The sequence below is a fragment of the Empedobacter sp. UBA3475 genome, assembly GCF_002378465.1.
Taxonomy (GTDB): Bacteria; Bacteroidota; Bacteroidia; order Flavobacteriales; family Weeksellaceae; genus Empedobacter; species Empedobacter falsenii_B.
Window position 1 is genome coordinate 1 of the sequence record NZ_DFRA01000060.1, and the last position, 18874, is coordinate 18874.

Below are 18874 nucleotides of genomic sequence, written 5' to 3' on the forward strand. Positions count from 1 at the left end.
TGTGTCAAGACAAAAATGAACATATAATTATTAATCAACTTGTAACAATTTTACCTAAGCTCCACAGGAGCTTCTCCTTTTAATTTCAAATGTTTTTTCATCAAGGAAAAAAAGAATGTAAAATTCTTTCTATCACTTTTTTATTCATAGCTTATCTATTTTAATTATCGGAATTCATATGCCCTACGGGGAAATGAGCAAAAAAGTAATCAAAAAACTCTTGTCTTTGATTTTCGACGGTCAAAATAAGTTTCAGCCATTCAATGTTTTAAATCATTTGCTACGCAAACAGTAAAACATTTTAACCATTTACCTCAGCTTTTTGACACTCGCCTCCAAATCATATGACGGTTTCTACATCCTTTTTCAAATACATACTACATTTTACAACTCTAAAATCTCAATTCTCATATCTAACATTTAATCTGTAATTTTTACATCCTAAATCCCACCTCGTAAATCAAAAATCCTATCCCTTCCGATACACGAACCACGAACAAACCATACGGAACGCATATACAATGGATACAGAATGGATACAGCGCGGATACACAACCGATACAGAAAAGTGTCATTTTGGATATACACCGATACAGGAATTTAACACTTTTTAACACTTTATTTTCTAATATTCTGTCATTTCAAGAAATCTAATCTGTACATAATTGAATTCTCTCAATACTAAAATCTCACATCTCACATCTAAATAATAGGTAGCAGAGCCCAATAAATTTGGAAAATGACATGAAACGCTTTACATTTAGTGTGCGAATAAAAAAGATAAAACGAATGCTTTCAAAGTCTCCTTACCGAGGCTCTGATAGAGAGCGTGTAAAGAAAGGATAGCCCTTTACTTTACGATCCGTGTTTTAAAAATGTTATAAATACGGAGTATTGTTCTTTAAAAGAATGGAAAAAACAAACAGACTTTGTCTGGTGGTTTTTTACGGATGAATGGAAATTGTTTCGTTCTCATTTTGTGTTGGGTTTTATGGAACGATGTACTTACAAAGTAGAGGAATTATATGGTAAAATACCAGATAGAGCACCCTCAACTTTTACTCGTGGTTCCGCCAGAAACCGTCTCTGAACAAGTCAGAGTTGCCTAAAAGTTAACGAGGAGTGCCCTACTGGAATATTTAGCAAAGTTACAAAATTCCAGCAATAGGCAAACTCTCGGTCAACTCGTGGCAATCTGGCGGATTTCGAACGAGTGACATCGTCTAAAGTAACTTATAATTTACTTTTTTTCTGTCGCTATTGTTTTCATAAACAAATATATAAATAAAAATAGATAAAACAAAATAAATTAATCTATTTTGATATGAATAAAGAATTTTATCAAAAAGAATATGGAAAAAGAGTTTCTAAATTCTTAATCTATTATAATCTTACAGAAGGTGATTTAGCTAAATTAATTGATTCAAACTCTACCAATATTAGAAGTATCATTAATGGTGAAGTTGGCTTAAATATTAACAAGATGATTAATATTGCATCTGTATTCGGTCTTACATATTACGATTTTGCAAATCCAAAATTTAAATTACCTTCAAAAAGTAGTCTTCCTGAATTAACTATTAAAATAATTAAAGAAAGACAGAAAAAAGGCTCTATTATCCGTGATAAATCTAATATTCTTGCAGTAGAACTTGATCGTTTAATAAATGAAGGTATTTTAAATAAACCTATTACTTCAAAAATTCTTCTATCCTTAATGAATTCTGATGCTCAGAAAAAAAGCTCAACTAGTATTACAAATCTTTTAAGAAAAGAACCTAGAAATACATTAATAATACAGCTTAAACAAAAATATGGGAATGAAAGTATTTTTATTGAAAAAAAATATGCTGAAAAATATACAAATATGAGCACCGAAAAACTAAAATTATTATTGGACTCTAAATAGATTATTAAAGGATTTAATAACCTTTAATAAAATTATTTCTCTCTTTACTAATTTAATTTTAAGAAAATAGGAATTATAAGAAACACTTGAATAAATTATTATGATTATTAATAACACTACTGAAAATAAGAAAACTAAATTAGAAATTCATTATTATTTTTCGGATGGATCACATAGTATTGATGCTGAAGTATATCTTTCTAACTTAAAAAATGTATTAGATATTATTAAGACAATATCAAGTACTTTTAAAATAATACATAAAATTGAAATAGAACCTGCAAAAGAAGGAGGATTTGAAACTTATATCACTGTTATTGAAGAATCTCTTAAAGCATTTCCATATTTATCTGAAACTTTAACAGGATGTGCAAGTTTTTTATTAGCTAATCCTGCAAAAAAATTATTTGATAATTTTTTCAAAACTAAAATTGAGAAAGAGAGTGATCAAATTGATTTTGAAATAAAAAAATTAGAACTAGAAGAGAAAAATATTGACGTAGAAAATAAAAAACTAGAATTAGAAAAAAGAAAAGAAGATTTACTATTAAACACAAAAAAGATTGAAGAAAAGTCAAATAATTTACAAGATAATTTAAAAATTATTACCTCAAGATCAAACTTTTACAAGGAAGTAAACAAAATCAAAAAAGTTAAAAAAATAGGTTTTAATAATTTTATTAATAATGAATCAAACAATGAAGAACAAATAGTTAAAAAAGAGTTATTCAAAAACTTTATTGTAGATACACCGGAATTAAATTCTATAATAGATAAACAAGCTGAGATCGAAATTATTTCTCCTGTGTTAGATAAGGATAAACCTTATAAATGGAAAGGAAAGCTTAATGGAGAAGATATTACAATTAATATGAAATCAAATATTTTTAAATCAGAAGTTCAGTCTGGAAGAATCAAATTTAAGAAAGGGTCAAAATTCATATGTAACTTAGAAATTAAACGTAAGTACGATGCTAATGGTAATATCAAAGTTACTTCATATGACTTATTAAATGTATGGAAATATATTTCTGGAAAAAAGGAAGTAATAATAGAAGATTTATAAATTATAAACTATTATAATTTGCTTTGAAATACTGTAGAAATGGATATAACATATGAGTTTTTAATTGAAATAGGAAATCAAATTTCATATCTTAGAGAAAAAAAAATCAAACTTTAGATTATTTAGAATACTTAAGCGGAATTGATTCAAGCGATATTAATAAGTATGAAAAAGGAAACTTAACTATACGTAATTTAATCCGAATAGCTAAAGCTTTAAATGTTCATCCCAAAATTCTTTTAGATTTTGATTTTAATAAATATAATAATGAATCAAATCGTTGAAGAAATGGTAAAACTAAGAACAAAATTGTAATAAGATTATGCAACTGCAACAAAAGACATTAGAGAAATTAAGAAATTTAATCAACGAGGAAACTGAATATCGCTCAGGACCTAAACTTGTTGAATTCTTTAATAGTTTAGGAGAAAACGATAGTTACAACAGAGATGAAGGTTTTCCTTCAAGATGGATTTATACAGACGCAAAACTATCTAAAATTAACGGAACACCAGAGTTAGATAAATGTATTCGAAAACTTTTTGCACCAGTCAATTTTATTGGAAGGTTTGGAGAATTGGACAAGTCAATTGCAGACTTCAATCAATATCTAGCTTTTGACGGTTGGCAGGTTCTTAGAAAGGAAACTGAGATAACATTTGCCAAAGCTGGCAAAATAATATTTGAAGAAAAGGTTGACGTAAAAGAAGATGATTTTTTGCAAAAAGAGTTTAGCAATATTTCTTTAGACAAATTGGGACTTGACAACATCATCACAGAAACGTTGAATATCAGATTTAACGAAATAAAGAAATGTTTAAATGTAAAAGCACCAATGTCTGTGATTTTCCTTTCAGGAAGTTCACTTGAAGGAATACTCTTAGGAATTGCATCAAAATATCCGAAAGAATTTAATCAATCGAAAACTTCACCTAAAGATCAAAGCGGGAAAGTAAAGCCATATCACGAATGGACACTAAACAATTTTATTGACACAGCACATGACATTGGCATTTTAAAAGAAGATGTAAAGAAATTCAGTCATTCCTTGCGAGACTTTAGAAATTATATTCATCCTTACGAACAAGTTAATTCAAGATTTAATCCTGACGAACATACAGCAAGAATTTGTTGGCAAGTTTTGAAAGCTGCAATCTATCAATTAACAAACAACAAACCTCAATAATAAGCTAAAAAATCAATTACTTAATAAATAGAAAACTAAAGCTCAATATAGTTTTACAAACACTAAAGAACGAACACCAGCTGATAACAACCTTAACTGTTGCACATCTTGATATTTTGGATACAAGTAAAATATATAACCTCTTTTAAAAACGATTTTAGTGAGGTAGTTTATTTTTTCACAACAAGGTATACCTCTTATTTTATCGTCTATTTTTTTGAAGGACAAAATAGCCTATTTCTTCGGGGTTTGTTCGAGTATCCTTCGACAATGGTTCGAGAAAAAGTATGTTTTATCGAACAACGGTCGAAGGATTATCGAAGAAGATAAGTAAAAACACAACTTTATTTAGATGTTATTTTTTGCGTTAAACGATATAATTTGATGTTATTTTATAAAATAACAAAAGGCAAACTAACGTTTGCCTTTTACTTTATTGTGAATTTTTATTTGTAATTAATGTATTATGAAATAACAACACTTTTTATACACTACCCATTTTTAAATAATATCCTTGATTCTATCTTTTTAAAACTTCTATCATTTCTCCATTTGTATTAATTTTAGAATTTATTTTTAAAATATTATTTTTCTTTTTTATTAAAAAAAAATTCGCTCCTTTTACTTTATAAAGAGTATCACCTTTTTCAATAGAATCACTTACGTTAGAAAACCATCTGCCATCCTCAAACGTATCAATTTTATTTGTATCGGGATTTTTTCCGATAATTGTGAAAAAAGCTGATTTAATTCTATCTTCTTTATAACTTTTATTCGAAATAATGTTTACTGAATAATCTAATTCGTATTGTTCTTGTCCATTGGTAAAATCAATTTTACATGAATTAAGAAAAAAAAATAGAGTAAAAATAATAAGGTTTCTCATAATCAAAGTTTAATTATATACTTTACCTGTTATTATAGAAAATGTGTAAGATTTAGATACAGAGGCTCCTGCTCCAATACCTAAAAATTTACCGTCTCCTAATGTTAATGTGTTATTTATAGTTCCTTTATTATCTATACCACCTTTTTCATTTAAACTGTGACCAATAGTGTATCCCATAATTGAGCCATCAATAGTTGCAGAAGCAGAAGTACCAGCTATATTTTTAAGCATATCTCTTTCTATATTATTTTCTCTTCGATCATGAAACCCTACATTTAAACCAGGAACGCCTATTCCAGGTGTTGTCCCAACTCCCATTCCAGAATTAAAATATAATCCTATATCGCCAGGAGCAAAAATAACTCCAGCTTCAAATGTATAACTAGTCCCTTTATTCCCAGTAATAGTTATTCCTGTTCCCATAGTAACAGCGTCAGGATTATACGGACTATAATCAGGATTATAACTTTTGTCATATGCTCTTAAAGCTGAAGCTGTAAAGCCTTCAGTTTTTGCCGATACTACCGCTGTTTCTAGACTTATTTCTCCAGAGTCATAAAAACCTTCAAACTCCCCGTTAACATAACGACTATGTAATTGATTTTGTTCATTATATACGTACTTTCCTGTTTCATCTTCCCAATCGCTTGCCCATCCTGTTGGCGGTTCCGCCATCATCCCATCAGGATCTATAAAGAATACAGGATTATTAAAAGCGTAGTTGTAAGACGAGTGACGTCTCATTTTCTCCGCCAACGGATCTATATTCATCCAACGTCCAATCGCAGGTTCGTAATTACGCGCTCCGTAATCGTATAAATTTAAGCTTAATTCCTCTTGCAGTTCAGCACTTCGTGCGCTATGTTCGTCAAAAGTTTACTCAAAACTTTTTTCTCCATAATCATTGTATTTGTACTTATAGTTAGCATTTGCAAGATTGGTATTGTTGTATCCACTATGTTTTAACCCAAATGGATAATAATTGTTTTCTTCTAAAACAAACTCAAAGAACTTATGTCGATAAATTTAAAAAATTATACGTTAAAAATCTAGCTACTTTATAAAATAACAAAAGGCAAACATTTGTTTGCCTTTTGTTTTATTGTGAATTAGTAAGTTGTGTGATAAAAACACATCTGGAAAACTACCTAAGGAAGCTCTCTATTAAATAACTTTCTGTCCTCTTCTAACCATACGCAAGGCACCTTATTATAAAAATCTCTTATTCTATCTTCAACATGGGTTTTATTCCAAACAGATGCTCTTTCTAACCCTATGATTTCTCTTTTTGTTGCTGGAACTATTTCTCCTGTATTTGCATCATAAATCCTAAATTTTTCTTTATTTATTGGATCTTGAATAAAGAACATTGGTAAAACCTCCAATTCTTTTCTTATGTTTATTTTCCCTACTTTAAGCCATTCTCCTCTTGTAACAACTTGATCATAAACAGAGATAATAAATAAAATTGGTTTTTCATTTAGTAATTCAAAATCTGATATTTGCTCTTTAGATATAAAATCGAAAAATACATAACTTGATTTTTCTAAAATTTGAGCATATATATAATATTTATTATCAATAGGTATTTCTAATATACTACCTTTTGTTATTCTTTGTTTTTTCATAAACCAAAAACTTTCGCTGCGTTTAAATATTTTGTTCTATTCTTATTATTTGGACTTATACCGTTAATAGCATTACCTGAAGTTCCCCCTTGAGATTTAGCTCCCCCATTAATTTTTATAAGATATTGTTCTCTACCTCTAATTGCATTCTTATTAGTAGAAGAGTTATCTAAAACAGCTGGACCAAAACCTTTATCATTCATATGATGGTTTTTATCTCTTTTTGCTACATTCTCAAGAGCTGTTCCTGTACCACTAGTTCTACCAGTGTATACTTCACCAGTCTTTATATTTGTTTTAGTATAAGTTTGATATGTCTTTACAACTTTTTGTTTAACATCATTAACAGTATTGGTTAAAACAGATTTACCTCCTTGTGCAGTCAATGTTCCTTCTACTCCCCCTATAGCCGTCAATGCTAATGTAGCAATATCTCCTACTGTATTAATTATTTTTTCTCCAGTAGACTCTTTAGGTACATCTTTGTACAAGACTAACGCTCCGTTTTCTACTTCATACTTTTTATTTATACTATTATTTGTAAAAACATTGATTCCTCTTACAACTAAATTTGAAAATGATGCTCGTACTGAATTTATACTTCCTGCAGTCATTTCAATAAGTTCTAATTCTGGATCCCTATTATTTCCTGCGTAGCTTTGAATATCTTGATTTGTAGTAGGAGCTCCTTCTAAACCTTCAATCTCAATTTTCCAGACAGGATTGTTATGAGCAAATTGGTAAGTACTAATATTGTAGTAGTCTTCTGAAATAGGGTCAACACCAAAGAAGCGTCCGATAGTTGGATCGTAGTTGCGATATCTGTAGTTATACCAATTTAAGCCAAGTTCATCTTGTAACTCTTGCCCATTGTATTTGTATTCCTACATCCCTATACACTTCAAATTTCCAACACTTCTTCAGTTTTTAATGAACGCTTCATTATCACTCAAATATAATAAATTTCAATTGAAAAAAAAGATTTTTTATAGGATAAGCCAAGCCATTTTTCGGTTTTTATTTTTCCCTTCTTTTTTGCTGTCCTGCTTTTTGATACAAACAGACATTCACTCCGCGCTCCCCGTTCATTTACGGCAGCAAAAAACAAGGTAAGCTATTTAACATAAAATTCCGTTCATTATAGGCGTTACAGCCCATAATTTATTTTATGTTTTCGCTCCGCAAATAGCCAAAATAACCCCGAAAAATGGCTTGTTTCGTTGTGTTTTTTTTCAATTGAAAGAAAAAGAACTATTGTAAAGGATGATGCTTGTCGATAGCATCTTGTAAGGCTTTGATTCCGGATTGTTTGTATTTCTCGGTTGTGTCCAGAAATTTATGCCCACAAAACAGCTGAACTGCCCGTAAATTATGCCCTTGACTGAGTAAATTAGTAATCACACTTTGTCTGATTTTAACTGAAGTTAATCGCTTATCAACTCCTTTTTGATAAGTCGATAACAGGTAATTGATGTCGTCTGCGGTGGTTGGACTTCCTAATTTATTGAGAATAAAATACGGTTGTTTTATTCGCTCTAATTCTGGTCGATCTTCCTGTAAATACTGATAAAATAAAAGGATTTGTTCTGCTTTTAAGGGCAAGGTTCTACTGTTGGTCATACCTGTTTCTCGGATGTAAATTTCTGCTTTTTCGAGGTCGATATCTTCGAGTAGAATTTGGGTAATTTCCTTGACCAAAACGGCTTGATGAACGAATAAACTCAGTATAATTTGATTGCGTTTGGCTAAAATAGGATAACGTTCTTTTCGTGGTTCAAGTAAGGTTTTCAGTTCTTTATCCGTCCATAAATCCTGTAATTGTACGGCTGTTGGTTTTGCATCCCGAAGCTTGATAAAGTGTGCAGGATTATCTTTTCTGACCTCTATTTCAATCAGATAATCATAGTATTTTTTGAGGGCATAGACCACACGTTTAATGGTTTTGGGTTGGTAACGATTTCGTAAAATCCCGATGTAGTGCATCAGCTGTGAATAGTGGCATTTTTCGTGATTTGGAAAGTGTTTTTTGAACCGATTGATCTCATATAAATAATTGCTAACAGTGCTTTTATGTAACTGTTTTTCAAGATAATTTTCTAAAGTCATACGGTTTTATTTTTGTGTAAATCTGTGTGGTACGCAGTAAATCATGTCCTAAAAAATCCCGAACCATTTCAACGGTCATTTCATTTTCAAGTAAATGTGTGGCAATGCTATGGCGCAGATTGTGCAAGCTAAAGCCTTGTTTATCTAATCCCGAACGTTTTAAAACACCACTAAAAACAGTGTAAATCTTGTTTCCGCTCATTGGTTTTCCGTTTGGATAAAGCAGTAAAATGGATTCATTTTCTCGTCTTTTTTTGGTTGTAATCAGGTACAACTTAAAATCCTCTACAAGCTTTGTTGTAAGCGGAATAACACGTCTTTTTTTTCCTTTTCCACTTCGAACATACAAACGTTTTTCAGTCAAATGAATATCTTCTACCGACAACTTTTCGACTTCTGTTCGCCTTAATCCACAGCCGTAACACAGGTTTAAAATCATCGTTTCGTCCAACGTTTCACAATTGCTGTAGAGTAGGGCAATTTGGTCGACACTTAAAACAGCTCGACTTTTATAGGCTGAACGTTTGATTTTTAACGTGTAAGGCGTTTTGATGAGTTGTTTTGTACGCAATAAATAGGCAAAGAACAAGCGAATCGCAAAGAGTTGAGAATGAATATAACTGTTACTTAATGGCTTTTTTCGACGGCTACTAATCACCGTTTTCAAATGAAAATAAAAAGCTTCAATATGATGACTTTCAATGGTTGTGATGAGTTGATGAGAATGCTCAAACAGGGCTTTGACGTGTTTAGGATAGTTGTCGACTATGTTTTTACAATAACCTAATTGCTGTAATTCTGTTCTAAATTCATCGAGTATATCTTGCATAACTATGACGGTTTTGTTCACATTGGTTTTTATTGTTTCTTATGGTGTTTACGAATCACTTCGTTAGATTTGAGGTTGGCTACTTTTGGAACATGGAACAATGGGATAGATTTAAGATGTTAGATTTTAGATTTCAGATAGTTAAGTCTAAATTAATTGTTCCAAGATTGTTCCCTATTGTTTCAGTGGGTATCATAACTGTTCTATTTGCTTCAAAATCTTTTCTTTAATGGTTTGCCTTAACTTTTGGTAATCATCCCAATAATCCACTCGATAAGCAATTTTACGCAAGTTTCCTGCATATTTACTGGTTAAGTATTCGAGTTCAATTAAGCTGTTCATGTAGCGTGAACACTGCGCTTTGCTCATGTTAAACGCCAAACGGATTTCTCGTTGAGTAAAGTCGATTTCAGATCCATTGCCATTTTCTTTGTGTGCTTTTTTAGCTAAATAGGCTTTGAGTTTCTCAAAAAACTGACGCAAACTCCCGTCTAATTCATCGACTTTCAACACAATACTTTCAAAGAGAACTTCCGTTGCTTGCTTTAAATCTTCCACCTGTGTGATTAATTTTCCATCATCTGTCAATTGTCTGTTTTGCTGATTAATCAAGGTAATTTGACGAACGATGCTTTGAAACATTTCGTTTAATCGTCTGATTTTATGCACTTCTTCGGGTAATTCTAATCGTGTTGCAAACGGATTAATCACGTGATACGGGACAAGATTTCGGATGATATGTTGAACATCATGTTTGGTTTTTTCTTCGGATTGATGACTGACTTCGCCTGCATATTTTTGATTTTGATAGGCGATAATTCGGCGAGATTGTTCCTTACTTTCATCCACCGCTAACAGAAAACTACGGCTCATATTATCTTCGTAAATCTCGCTTTTTGTGGTAGCAGACAGTGAACTAAACACGCCACGAACTTCCTTTTTAACCGCTTTGATGTTCCCTTTTTTATCCTTGATAGAAACTGAACTCGATAAACGTTGGTTGCTGATTAATTCACGCATGGCAAACATGGCTTCTTCTTTTAAACCGTCTAAATCCTCGATAATTAGAAGCTTTCCGACTAATTCATATTCGCCCCAATTGTACAAACTACTTTCGGTAATTCGGGTAAAACGAAGTACATCTTCTTGTGGCATTAAATCGGCTATTTTACTGATTAAATGCGTTTTTCCACTGCCCGAACTTCCTTGTACAATGGCGTGGAGTGGATGTTTGGTTTTGTATGAACTTGCAATGATAAACAGTAATAATCGGCTATCCTGTTCGCCTACAATTCCGCTTTTCTCGATTAAATCATTCAACTGAAAAAATAAATCGGTTGTCATTTTTGGCTGTTCCAGAGGTGTTGGTGGAGTTTCTTTTTCAATTGAAAAAGAAGGAGTAGAAGAAGAAAAATCAATTGATTTTCTTTTCTCTAAACAGCCTAAAACCGTCGCTTCATCGTAAGCGGTTAAGGTTTCGTTGACGTCTTTATCAAGCCATTCTACCGTAGAAAATGCTACTTTTGGATGAATGGTCTGAAGTAATTTTGCATACTTCAATGTCGCTGTTTGCCCCGCTTCATCTGTATCAAAACAGAATGTAATTTCCTCCAATTCTTGTAGTTCGCGAATAGAAGTTAGAAGCTCATTTGTTAGTCCGTTTGTTCCAAAACAAGCAAGTATTGAGTATTGAGTTTTAAGTTGTGAGAGTTGAAGTAATGAAGCTGCATCAATAATACTTTCAGTTAAAATTAGTTTTTTGGTTGTTGGACTTGGATAATTTGGATATAAACCTTGTCTATTTTTCAAATAATAATGACGAGCGCGGGTAGCACCCGCAGGCAATTTTTCTTCAGAATTCTTTATAATTGACCTAAAATAAAGTGATACGGTCTGCCCGTGGCAGTTTTTTAATGGAAAAACAAGGCATTTATTTCCGAATGGTTTATAGGATTGTCCGCCTGTTCTACTGTTGGTTCCGTAGGGAATTAAAAGTCCAACTTCTACGCATTGATTGATTAAATTTTCATCTTTTCTCGACCCGTGATGGAATTGTCCCGAGTTAAAACCGACTTCTAATTCATCCACATTTAACGCTCTGGAATGACAATAGTTTTGAGCGGGTTCACTGCATAATAATCCTTTACGGAAACTTAGAAACATCTTTTGTAGAAACGCTGAATGGTCTGCGATTTGAGGAATGCGGTTTGGTTCGTTTACCGCAAAACGCTCTTCGCCAGCCAAACTTTTACACTTGTTTAGTGCTTCGTGTTTGCTCAATTTCTCATAATCTTGCACAAACTGAATGACATCGCCTGTTTTGGAACACGCATGACAATTGTAAAAATTCTTCTCCAAATTAACCTGTAAACTTGCCGTCTTATCCGAATGAAAAGGACATTTCAGCATATTGTTCTTAGGTTCTAATCCGTAATGATGTAGGATTTGAGATAATGATAAGCGAGATTTTATTTCTTGGATTTCCATTTGAAAAAATAATTAAAAAATTTTTACTAATCGTTTTCGCTTACAAACTTAGCGTTTTTGATTTTTAAAACAAATTCTTTTTGCTTTTTATTTTTCAACTGAATTAGTTATTTCACTAACTAAATTGTAATTTTGTAGAGTATATAATACATACGCAGTATGTTTTAAAGTTTATTTGCTATGGAAAATTTTGGAAAAAACTTGAAAGAATTAAGAAGCGGAAAAGGTTTTTCGCAAGAAGTGTTTGCTTCTAAGATTGGAGTTCACGTGACAAATCTTTCTAAATACGAAAGAAATATTTCGATTCCATCTTTAGAAGTAGCGGAAAAAATGGCGAAAATTTTGTCAATTTCTTTAGACGAATTAGTTTACGGAAACAATAAAGCAGATGCTATTTTACAGGATAATCAGTTGTTGAATTTATTTGCAGAAACACAACAATTAAATGATAATCAAAAAAATACAATCAAAGATTTATTAGAAGCTTTTATTTTAAAAAATAATCTGCAAAAACAATTAGCAATTTAATTACTTAAAAAATTAAATCATGGCAACACAAGATATTTTTATTTTTGAACCCGACACATCTGAACAAGCAAAAGCTTTGAAAGCCTTTGCTAAAGCTCTAAAATTAAAGTTTGAGATAAAAGAAAGTCCTTATAACCAAGAGTTTGTAACTAAAATTGAAGAAAGCCAAAAACAAGCGAAAGAAGGTAAAGTTACACGTGTAAGAAAAGAGGATTTAAAAGATTTTTTAGGCTTATAAGATGGCTTTTGATTTAGATTTTACCGACAAAGCAAACGAAGATATCGGGCGTCACAAGAAAGCTGGTAACAAAGCTGTACTTAAAAAGATGCTTGTTCTTCTTGAGGAACTGACCGAACATCCTTTCTCTGGAACAGGAAAGCCAGAGCAACTGAAACACAATTTATCTGGTTTATGGTCGAGACGAATTAATCAAGAACACAGACTTGTCTATGAAGTGGAGCAAAATACTGTAACGATTCATTCTGCTTTTGGGCATTATTTATAAAATAACAAAAGGCAAACAAACGTTTGCCTTTTGCTTTATTGAGAATGTTGGGTTGTTTTCCGGCAACACATCTGATACACTACCATTATTTTGATTTTAGTAATTCAACACTATATACAAACGATACAAAGCTAATTGTTATATAAATTAACAAATATAGGTAACCTATAAAAGAGGATTGAAAATTATAAACTTCATACTGCTTTTTTCTTATATAGTTATTTATAATTAAGAATAATCCTAAACAAAATAAAATAACTGGAATAATATAATTTTTATTAGGATAATGATTCTTCATTAGAATATAATTTATTAATGTTAAAATATTCATCCAAAGCATTATTGTGAAAAATACTGATGTTGTAAATGTTGAAACATCTTGATTACCTACTTTTTTTTGGAATTCAATAAAGTGGAATATGATGTAGTTTAAAATTTTTTTCATTATTGAGTGGGTTTTTCAAATAGATCCTTACCTGATGAATATTCATATATTGCCTTACCTCCAAAATAAATCAAGGAGGCTCCTGCACCAAATGGTCCTAAAAAACCTACACCGCTCATTATCATATCTACAGTAAACTCCGTGCCAGAGATTTGACCTGAGCCATACTGATAAATTGATACAACAGCACCTACTCCAGCTAAAGCATTTCCTGATATTTTAAGAACTTTTGCAGCTGATGCAACTTTTGAAGTTTTGATTGCTGAATTTAAAAGTGATGTTCTATAACTAGGACGAGTATATTCATCTAAAATTGTAAAATTAACTGTAGATTTAGTTTTAAGAGCTTTATCTAAATAAGATGTAGTTTTGGCAATTCCTTGTTCTAAACCTAAAGAAGTCAAATCATAATATTTATTATTTAAAATACCATCAATAAACTCATATTGAGGTATATAACTATTCGTGTTAGATTCTTTTTTATTACTATTTGTCACAGTAGTTTCAGCTAGCTGTATTACTGCACTTACAGTATTTGTTTCAGTATCATAAACATATTCATTATTAGGATCATCAATAAAAGGTTTAAATTCTGGAGTTTTTGGACAAGTAGGGCAAGTTTCAATATTTTGTTCAAATAAGCCAGTTGGATCAGAAAAATAAATTGGATTGTTAAAAGAGAAACGATAAGGAGTCCAATCAGGCATTACTTCAGCAAGTCCATCCTGAGACATAAATCTACCTATTGAAGCATCATAATTTCTGAAGTCCATAGCAGTCCAATTAAGACCTAATTCTTCTTGTAACTCTTTGCCGTTGTATTTGTACTTATAGTTAGTATTTGCAAGATTAGTATTGTTGTATCCCTTATGCTTTAACCCAAACGGATAGTAATTGTTTTCTTCTAATACTTTTAGCGTACCATTTGCTTCTTTTTGGTAACTCAATCGTACATTTCCAAGATGATCAGTGTAATTGTAAACATAATTAAAAGTTGTACCTCCAGTTACATTCACATACCCCTCAGCTGTTGGAAAAAACTGTAAACTGTTATTTACGTACTGAAAACCTCCTAAATAATCGGTTGTGGTTACTGTAGCTCCATCTGTTACGACTTTTCTTAACTTAACTCCACTTGCATCGTACGTGTAATTAATCTTTTTAGATGCATTCCAAAGAACTTCTGTTGGTAAATTTAAGTAATTATAACTAATTTTTGTTATTCCTTTGTTTTTATCTACTGTTAAATTTCCGTTTACATCGTAAGCATAATCATTTCCTACTTTATTCCCATCATTAAAACCTTCTGTTAACGTCGTTGCATCGGTTACACTTAATAGCTTGTTCGAGTTTGTTTGGTACACATAACTCAAATTATCTATCACTGGAGCATTGATTATCTCATTGTTCCCATTTCGAATAATTCCTGTAATATTCCCATTTTTATCGTAACCTTTGATTGTTTCATTGTATGCATTAATAGCCTCATTAGTGTTTTTTAGATAAATGCTATTCATCAGGCGATTTAATCCATCATACTCAAAACTATAGCTTCTTGTATTAAAATCAATTGTTTTCCAGATGATTTCTGCAATGTTACCATTGTGTAGTTTTTTTACAGCAGTATTATTTGTTACTCGAGTTAACTTATCATAATTCAATCGAAACGAAAATAAATCTCGATAAGTTGTTGTTTCTGTTACATCTACATTATTAATATCCGTCATCCAACCTCTTATATTGTACTTATAATCTACCGTTTGCAATGGTGTTGTAGCTACAGAATTTCCTACCTTTTTAGACGTTAATTGATTGATTTCGTTATACGAATTCTGTACAATATATTCTTTCGCTCCACTGTTTATTTGATGCGTTTGAGATTTTAATAACTCATTTGGATAATACACAAATTCATCCGTTAATGTCAATTCTGTACTTGCTGCTAATTGTTTGTGTTTTGTGATTGTTTTAAGTGGTTTTCCTCTAAAATCTAAACTTGAGGCTGTATTGGTATAACCACCTAAATAGTTTGTAGAAGCGGTTGCGACAGGACGAATATATTTTGCATCGTAATAGGTATAATTTTTAGCCCATGTTGTAGTGCCTAAAACATTAGTAAAGCTTGCTACAGCCAATCCTTTTGTTTTGGTATCTGTTACTCCTATGACACTTTGTCCATCTATAGAAGAAGGAGTTATACCTAAATTTGTATACTCATCGTAATAATTAATCGTTGTTATCTTTGTAAAAGATGTTGGATAGGCAACATTGGTATATAATCCATTTGTGATTCCATTATTCGCTAATCCTCCAGATGTTCCTCTTGTTTCATGATAAACTGTTGCTGTATTATAAGCTGACTGTAGCGTAGCCCTAGCTGATGTGGGTAAAGTTCCTGTGTAAACAATTCGATTAAATTTATCATATTTTGTGAATATCCACTCATTTTGACTATCTCTTGTTGCAACTAATCGATCCAATTTATCATACACCATAAACTCTCTTCCTTTGCCAGGAAGTTGTTTTTCAACTAAACGATTTTTATCATCGTATTGGTATTGATAACCTAATTCAGCCAAATTAGCTGTATAATTAGCTAATACTGTTGTTCCTACTTCTACTAATTTTGGTGGTATTACATAGGTCAGATTTCCATAAATATCATACACATAATAGGTATCATGATTTCCTGATGAATTTGTAGTTCCAGTTATTGTAGGTATATTAATTCGTTTTAAAATAATTTTCCCTTCCTTGTCTTTAAACTCTTGGATAGGTTGACCATTTTCATCTGTTGTAATGGTTTTATATAAAGTTCCTGCTGTATAATTTCCACTTAAAGTTAGAGTTGGGACAAATGCAGCAGATAAAGTCACTCCAAACTTTTGTACTTTATCCGCATCAGTATTAGTTGCATAATCAAATTTAATTTCATTCGCTCCTTTTTTCCAAGAATTCCCAGGTGCTGCTTGCGCTAGTACTCTATTTAAAGGTGAATTTTCAAATGTTTTCTCAGAAAAAGGCGTGGTATCTCCAGTTAAAGTGGAATAAAATGTATTACCATTAGTTGCAGCGCTTACAATTGTATTGGTGGCAGCTGTAATTGGAAAGGGTAAATTTTCTTTGGCTTGACGACCAAATCCATCATATTCTATTTGTGTGACAATTGTTTTTCCTGTTGGCGAGCCTGCTACTTGCAAAGCTTGTTTTTCGCGTCCTAATCCATCAAAATAAACCACTGTTTCTTTTTTTGTGACACAAGTGGCATCTAAACATTCTTGTGTTTTGATAAAATTTTCTGTGGTTGTTTGGGCTTGAATACAAGTACTTCCTAATGCTAAAAAAGTACTATAAATTAGTTTTTCATAAAAGTGTTTCATAGATCTAGCATTAAGGTTTATAGTTGTATTGGAAGGTTTTAAGCGTTTCTCCTTTATCATTTACGATAGATTGTAAACGATTTGAAGCATCATAATTATACTTTTCAGCTACTCCATTTGGTTGTATAATTTGAGTCACTCCAACTAATGGTTTATACAAATACCCTGTTACCATAGCATCCTTATGGGTATTACGTAAAGTTGTAATCGCAGCCAACAAGTCGGCATCTGTTGTTTTGGTATTTAACGTTGTGATCGTTGCAGCATTAATTTGAGATAAAGCAACGCCTTCTAATTTAGCAATTGGATATTGTCCTCCATATCCCCAAATAATCGAAACTGGAAGTCCATTTTCTAAGGTATATTGTGTTAGATTACCTTGGTTGTCATAACTGTTGTAGGTAATTTTACGGTCTACAGCTGTTGTTGTAGCTCCTTTTTTAGCGTAAACAAATTCTGGTAAAATTAGATTACCGTTTGTTGTAGGGAAATATTTATACAAAGTTCGTTGTTCAGATAAAACAGTAGACCCATTTTTAGATTTTGTAATAACAGGTGTAGCAATCATATTACGATTCACCATTTCTTGCATTATCGGACTTTGTTCGTAACCACTTATCAAATCTGAAGGGTATTGGTATTCAGCAGTTAGTGTTTCACCTTTGCTGTTGGTTGTAGATTGTTTTGTTAATTGTAAATGATTTGGACTATCATAATTATAATTTGTTTCTGTTGTAACCGTACCACTTGATAGGTATTCTTTGGTGGTTTGTTTTGTTAATTTAGAACTAAAGACATAATTATAATAATGACTTACTGCATTTCCACCTTGAACTCCACAAAATAAAGAGAAACATCCATCTTGTGTATTATAATATTTACCAGTATTATATTCAGGTCTTAAACGTTCTTTAGTAACAGGATATATTCCTGGTTCTATATTGTAATTATTAAATTTAGTTGAACTCTTAATTTCGTATTCATTATTAGATTCTTTAATTAATGATTGGTTTGAATTATAAGTTTTAGATTTTATTAATTGATTGGCATTCCATTGGTTATTAGATGAATTTCTATTATATATTGGGTGTTGATTTAAAGACTGACTATCATCGGTAATACCCGATATATTATAATCTTCCTCAATAAAGCCATTATTTTCAATATTTTTTGTAATATATTTATACTTAATACGATCTATCGTAGAATTAAAAATATCAGAAAAATTATCAGTACTATATAATCGATTATAACAATTAAAATGTTCTGCTGAACTATTACCACTGATAGCAAATACAGCAGAAGGGGTACATTTCCAAGGGTTGTATATAAAATCGTGGACTAAACTTGTTTTTAAATTGTTTAAATTTTGTATGTTATTATAGTATATAGTTTTACTATTCTCTAAAGTATTTCCATTATAATCTTTGATAGATTTAATTCTTGCTCCACTGTAATTTACATTCTCTTCAACTTGATTAACAGTTTTATTGTATTTTAAAGTTAAATTAGCAGATACATTGTTAACTATAGAATTTGTACTAAGAGTAATTCTATATTTTGAGTTATTTGTAGTTGTTATAGGGGAAATAATATTTTCTCCATTCATCTCAAATCCATTATTAGTTTTTAGAAAACGATCATATCGTCCATTAAATGTTAAAATAGTTTGGCTTGTAGTTAAATTTTCTATAGTTAAACTATATGTATCATGAAAATCGTTTACGTTTACACCATCACATCTATTCACATTCATTGATGAGTCAAATGAAATATCTTGACCATTACTAATAAATTCAAAAACTTGTGTATCACTTTGACTACTGTAAGGTTCACAATTCCTTTTAACTACATATAGATTGTTTGTTAAAAAAACATCTTTGTTAACTAATTCAGTTGGATATCCTAACGAAAG

General features: G+C 31.2%; 16 protein-coding genes and 1 pseudogene. 7 read left to right on the forward strand and 10 right to left on the reverse strand.

What is annotated here, in order from left to right:
• Positions 1 to 1324: 1324 nt before the first annotated feature.
• From B3I31_RS12465 to B3I31_RS12475, 4 genes are all read left to right on the forward strand, one after another.
• Entirely contained in the window at positions 1325 to 1909 is a 585-nt protein-coding gene (locus B3I31_RS12465; RefSeq protein WP_286496459.1) for a helix-turn-helix domain-containing protein, read from the forward strand.
• A 100-nt stretch (positions 1910 to 2009) separates the two neighbouring features.
• Positions 2010 to 2975 carry a hypothetical protein gene (locus B3I31_RS12470; RefSeq protein WP_286496293.1) on the forward strand — a complete coding sequence of 322 codons (966 nt, stop codon included), beginning with the start codon at positions 2010 to 2012 and terminating at the stop codon, positions 2973 to 2975.
• A 155-nt stretch (positions 2976 to 3130) separates the two neighbouring features.
• Entirely contained in the window at positions 3131 to 3259 is a 129-nt protein-coding gene (locus tag B3I31_RS14645; protein ID WP_409410988.1) for a hypothetical protein, read from the forward strand.
• 38 nt (positions 3260 to 3297) lie between these two features.
• Positions 3298 to 4161 carry a hypothetical protein gene (locus tag B3I31_RS12475; RefSeq protein WP_286496292.1) on the forward strand — a complete coding sequence of 288 codons (864 nt, stop codon included), beginning with the start codon at positions 3298 to 3300 and terminating at the stop codon, positions 4159 to 4161.
• Positions 4162 to 4681: 520 nt separating this feature from the next.
• Here the strand turns inward: B3I31_RS12475 and B3I31_RS12480 are convergent.
• The 8 genes and pseudogenes from B3I31_RS12480 to B3I31_RS12510 form a co-directional block, all read right to left on the reverse strand.
• On the reverse strand, positions 4682 to 5047 hold the full coding sequence (locus B3I31_RS12480) for a hypothetical protein (protein ID WP_280052132.1): 366 nt from the start codon (positions 5045 to 5047) through the stop codon (positions 4682 to 4684).
• 9 nt (positions 5048 to 5056) lie between these two features.
• Positions 5057 to 5893: an RHS repeat-associated core domain-containing protein gene (locus B3I31_RS14570; RefSeq protein WP_312350494.1), complete on the reverse strand. Its 837-nt coding sequence runs from the start codon at positions 5891 to 5893 to the stop codon at positions 5057 to 5059.
• Positions 5894 to 6198: 305 nt separating this feature from the next.
• Positions 6199 to 6678 (reverse strand): immunity 26/phosphotriesterase HocA family protein, encoded by a 480-nt coding sequence (locus B3I31_RS12490; protein WP_286496291.1) that lies wholly within the window; start codon positions 6676 to 6678, stop codon positions 6199 to 6201.
• The gene (locus B3I31_RS12495) at positions 6675 to 7292 is read right to left on the reverse strand and encodes a hypothetical protein (RefSeq protein ID WP_286496290.1); all 618 of its coding nucleotides are present in this window, start codon (positions 7290 to 7292) and stop codon (positions 6675 to 6677) included. Before B3I31_RS12495 ends, B3I31_RS12490 begins: the two co-directional genes overlap by 4 nt.
• 93 nt (positions 7293 to 7385) lie before the next feature.
• Positions 7386 to 7547: pseudogene (locus B3I31_RS14650) on the reverse strand (RHS repeat-associated core domain-containing protein); the annotation flags it as partial.
• A 382-nt stretch (positions 7548 to 7929) separates the two neighbouring features.
• Positions 7930 to 8784, reverse strand: a complete 855-nt coding sequence (locus tag B3I31_RS12500; protein ID WP_180905168.1) for a tyrosine-type recombinase/integrase — start codon at positions 8782 to 8784, stop codon at positions 7930 to 7932.
• Positions 8762 to 9613 (reverse strand): tyrosine-type recombinase/integrase, encoded by an 852-nt coding sequence (locus B3I31_RS12505; RefSeq protein ID WP_180905169.1) that lies wholly within the window; start codon positions 9611 to 9613, stop codon positions 8762 to 8764. The genes B3I31_RS12500 and B3I31_RS12505 overlap by 23 nt, the downstream gene beginning before the upstream one ends.
• Before the next feature lie 192 nt (positions 9614 to 9805).
• On the reverse strand, positions 9806 to 12100 hold the full coding sequence (locus B3I31_RS12510; protein WP_286496289.1) for a CHC2 zinc finger domain-containing protein: 2295 nt from the start codon (positions 12098 to 12100) through the stop codon (positions 9806 to 9808).
• A gap of 180 nt (positions 12101 to 12280) precedes the next feature.
• On the opposite strand from B3I31_RS12510, the gene B3I31_RS12515 reads away from it, so the two are divergent.
• Genes B3I31_RS12515 through B3I31_RS12525 form a run of 3 tightly spaced genes read left to right on the forward strand, consistent with a single transcriptional unit; the run spans position 12281 to position 13134 of the window.
• The gene (locus B3I31_RS12515) at positions 12281 to 12628 is read left to right on the forward strand and encodes a helix-turn-helix domain-containing protein (RefSeq protein WP_180905171.1); all 348 of its coding nucleotides are present in this window, start codon (positions 12281 to 12283) and stop codon (positions 12626 to 12628) included.
• 19 nt (positions 12629 to 12647) lie between these two features.
• Positions 12648 to 12866, forward strand: coding sequence for a DUF2683 family protein (locus B3I31_RS12520; RefSeq protein WP_180905172.1), 219 nt, complete (start codon positions 12648 to 12650; stop codon positions 12864 to 12866).
• A gap of 1 nt (position 12867) precedes the next feature.
• Positions 12868 to 13134, forward strand: a complete 267-nt coding sequence (locus tag B3I31_RS12525; protein ID WP_180905173.1) for a Txe/YoeB family addiction module toxin — start codon at positions 12868 to 12870, stop codon at positions 13132 to 13134.
• Positions 13135 to 13578: 444 nt separating this feature from the next.
• Here the strand turns inward: B3I31_RS12525 and B3I31_RS12530 are convergent, their stop codons facing one another.
• Complete coding sequence (locus B3I31_RS12530) at positions 13579 to 16959, reverse strand: DUF6443 domain-containing protein (RefSeq protein WP_286496287.1); 3381 nt, start codon at positions 16957 to 16959, stop codon at positions 13579 to 13581.
• Positions 16960 to 16969: 10 nt separating this feature from the next.
• The gene (locus B3I31_RS12535) at positions 16970 to 18715 is read right to left on the reverse strand and encodes a hypothetical protein (protein ID WP_291088099.1); all 1746 of its coding nucleotides are present in this window, start codon (positions 18713 to 18715) and stop codon (positions 16970 to 16972) included.
• Between the last annotated feature and the right edge of the window lie 159 nt (positions 18716 to 18874).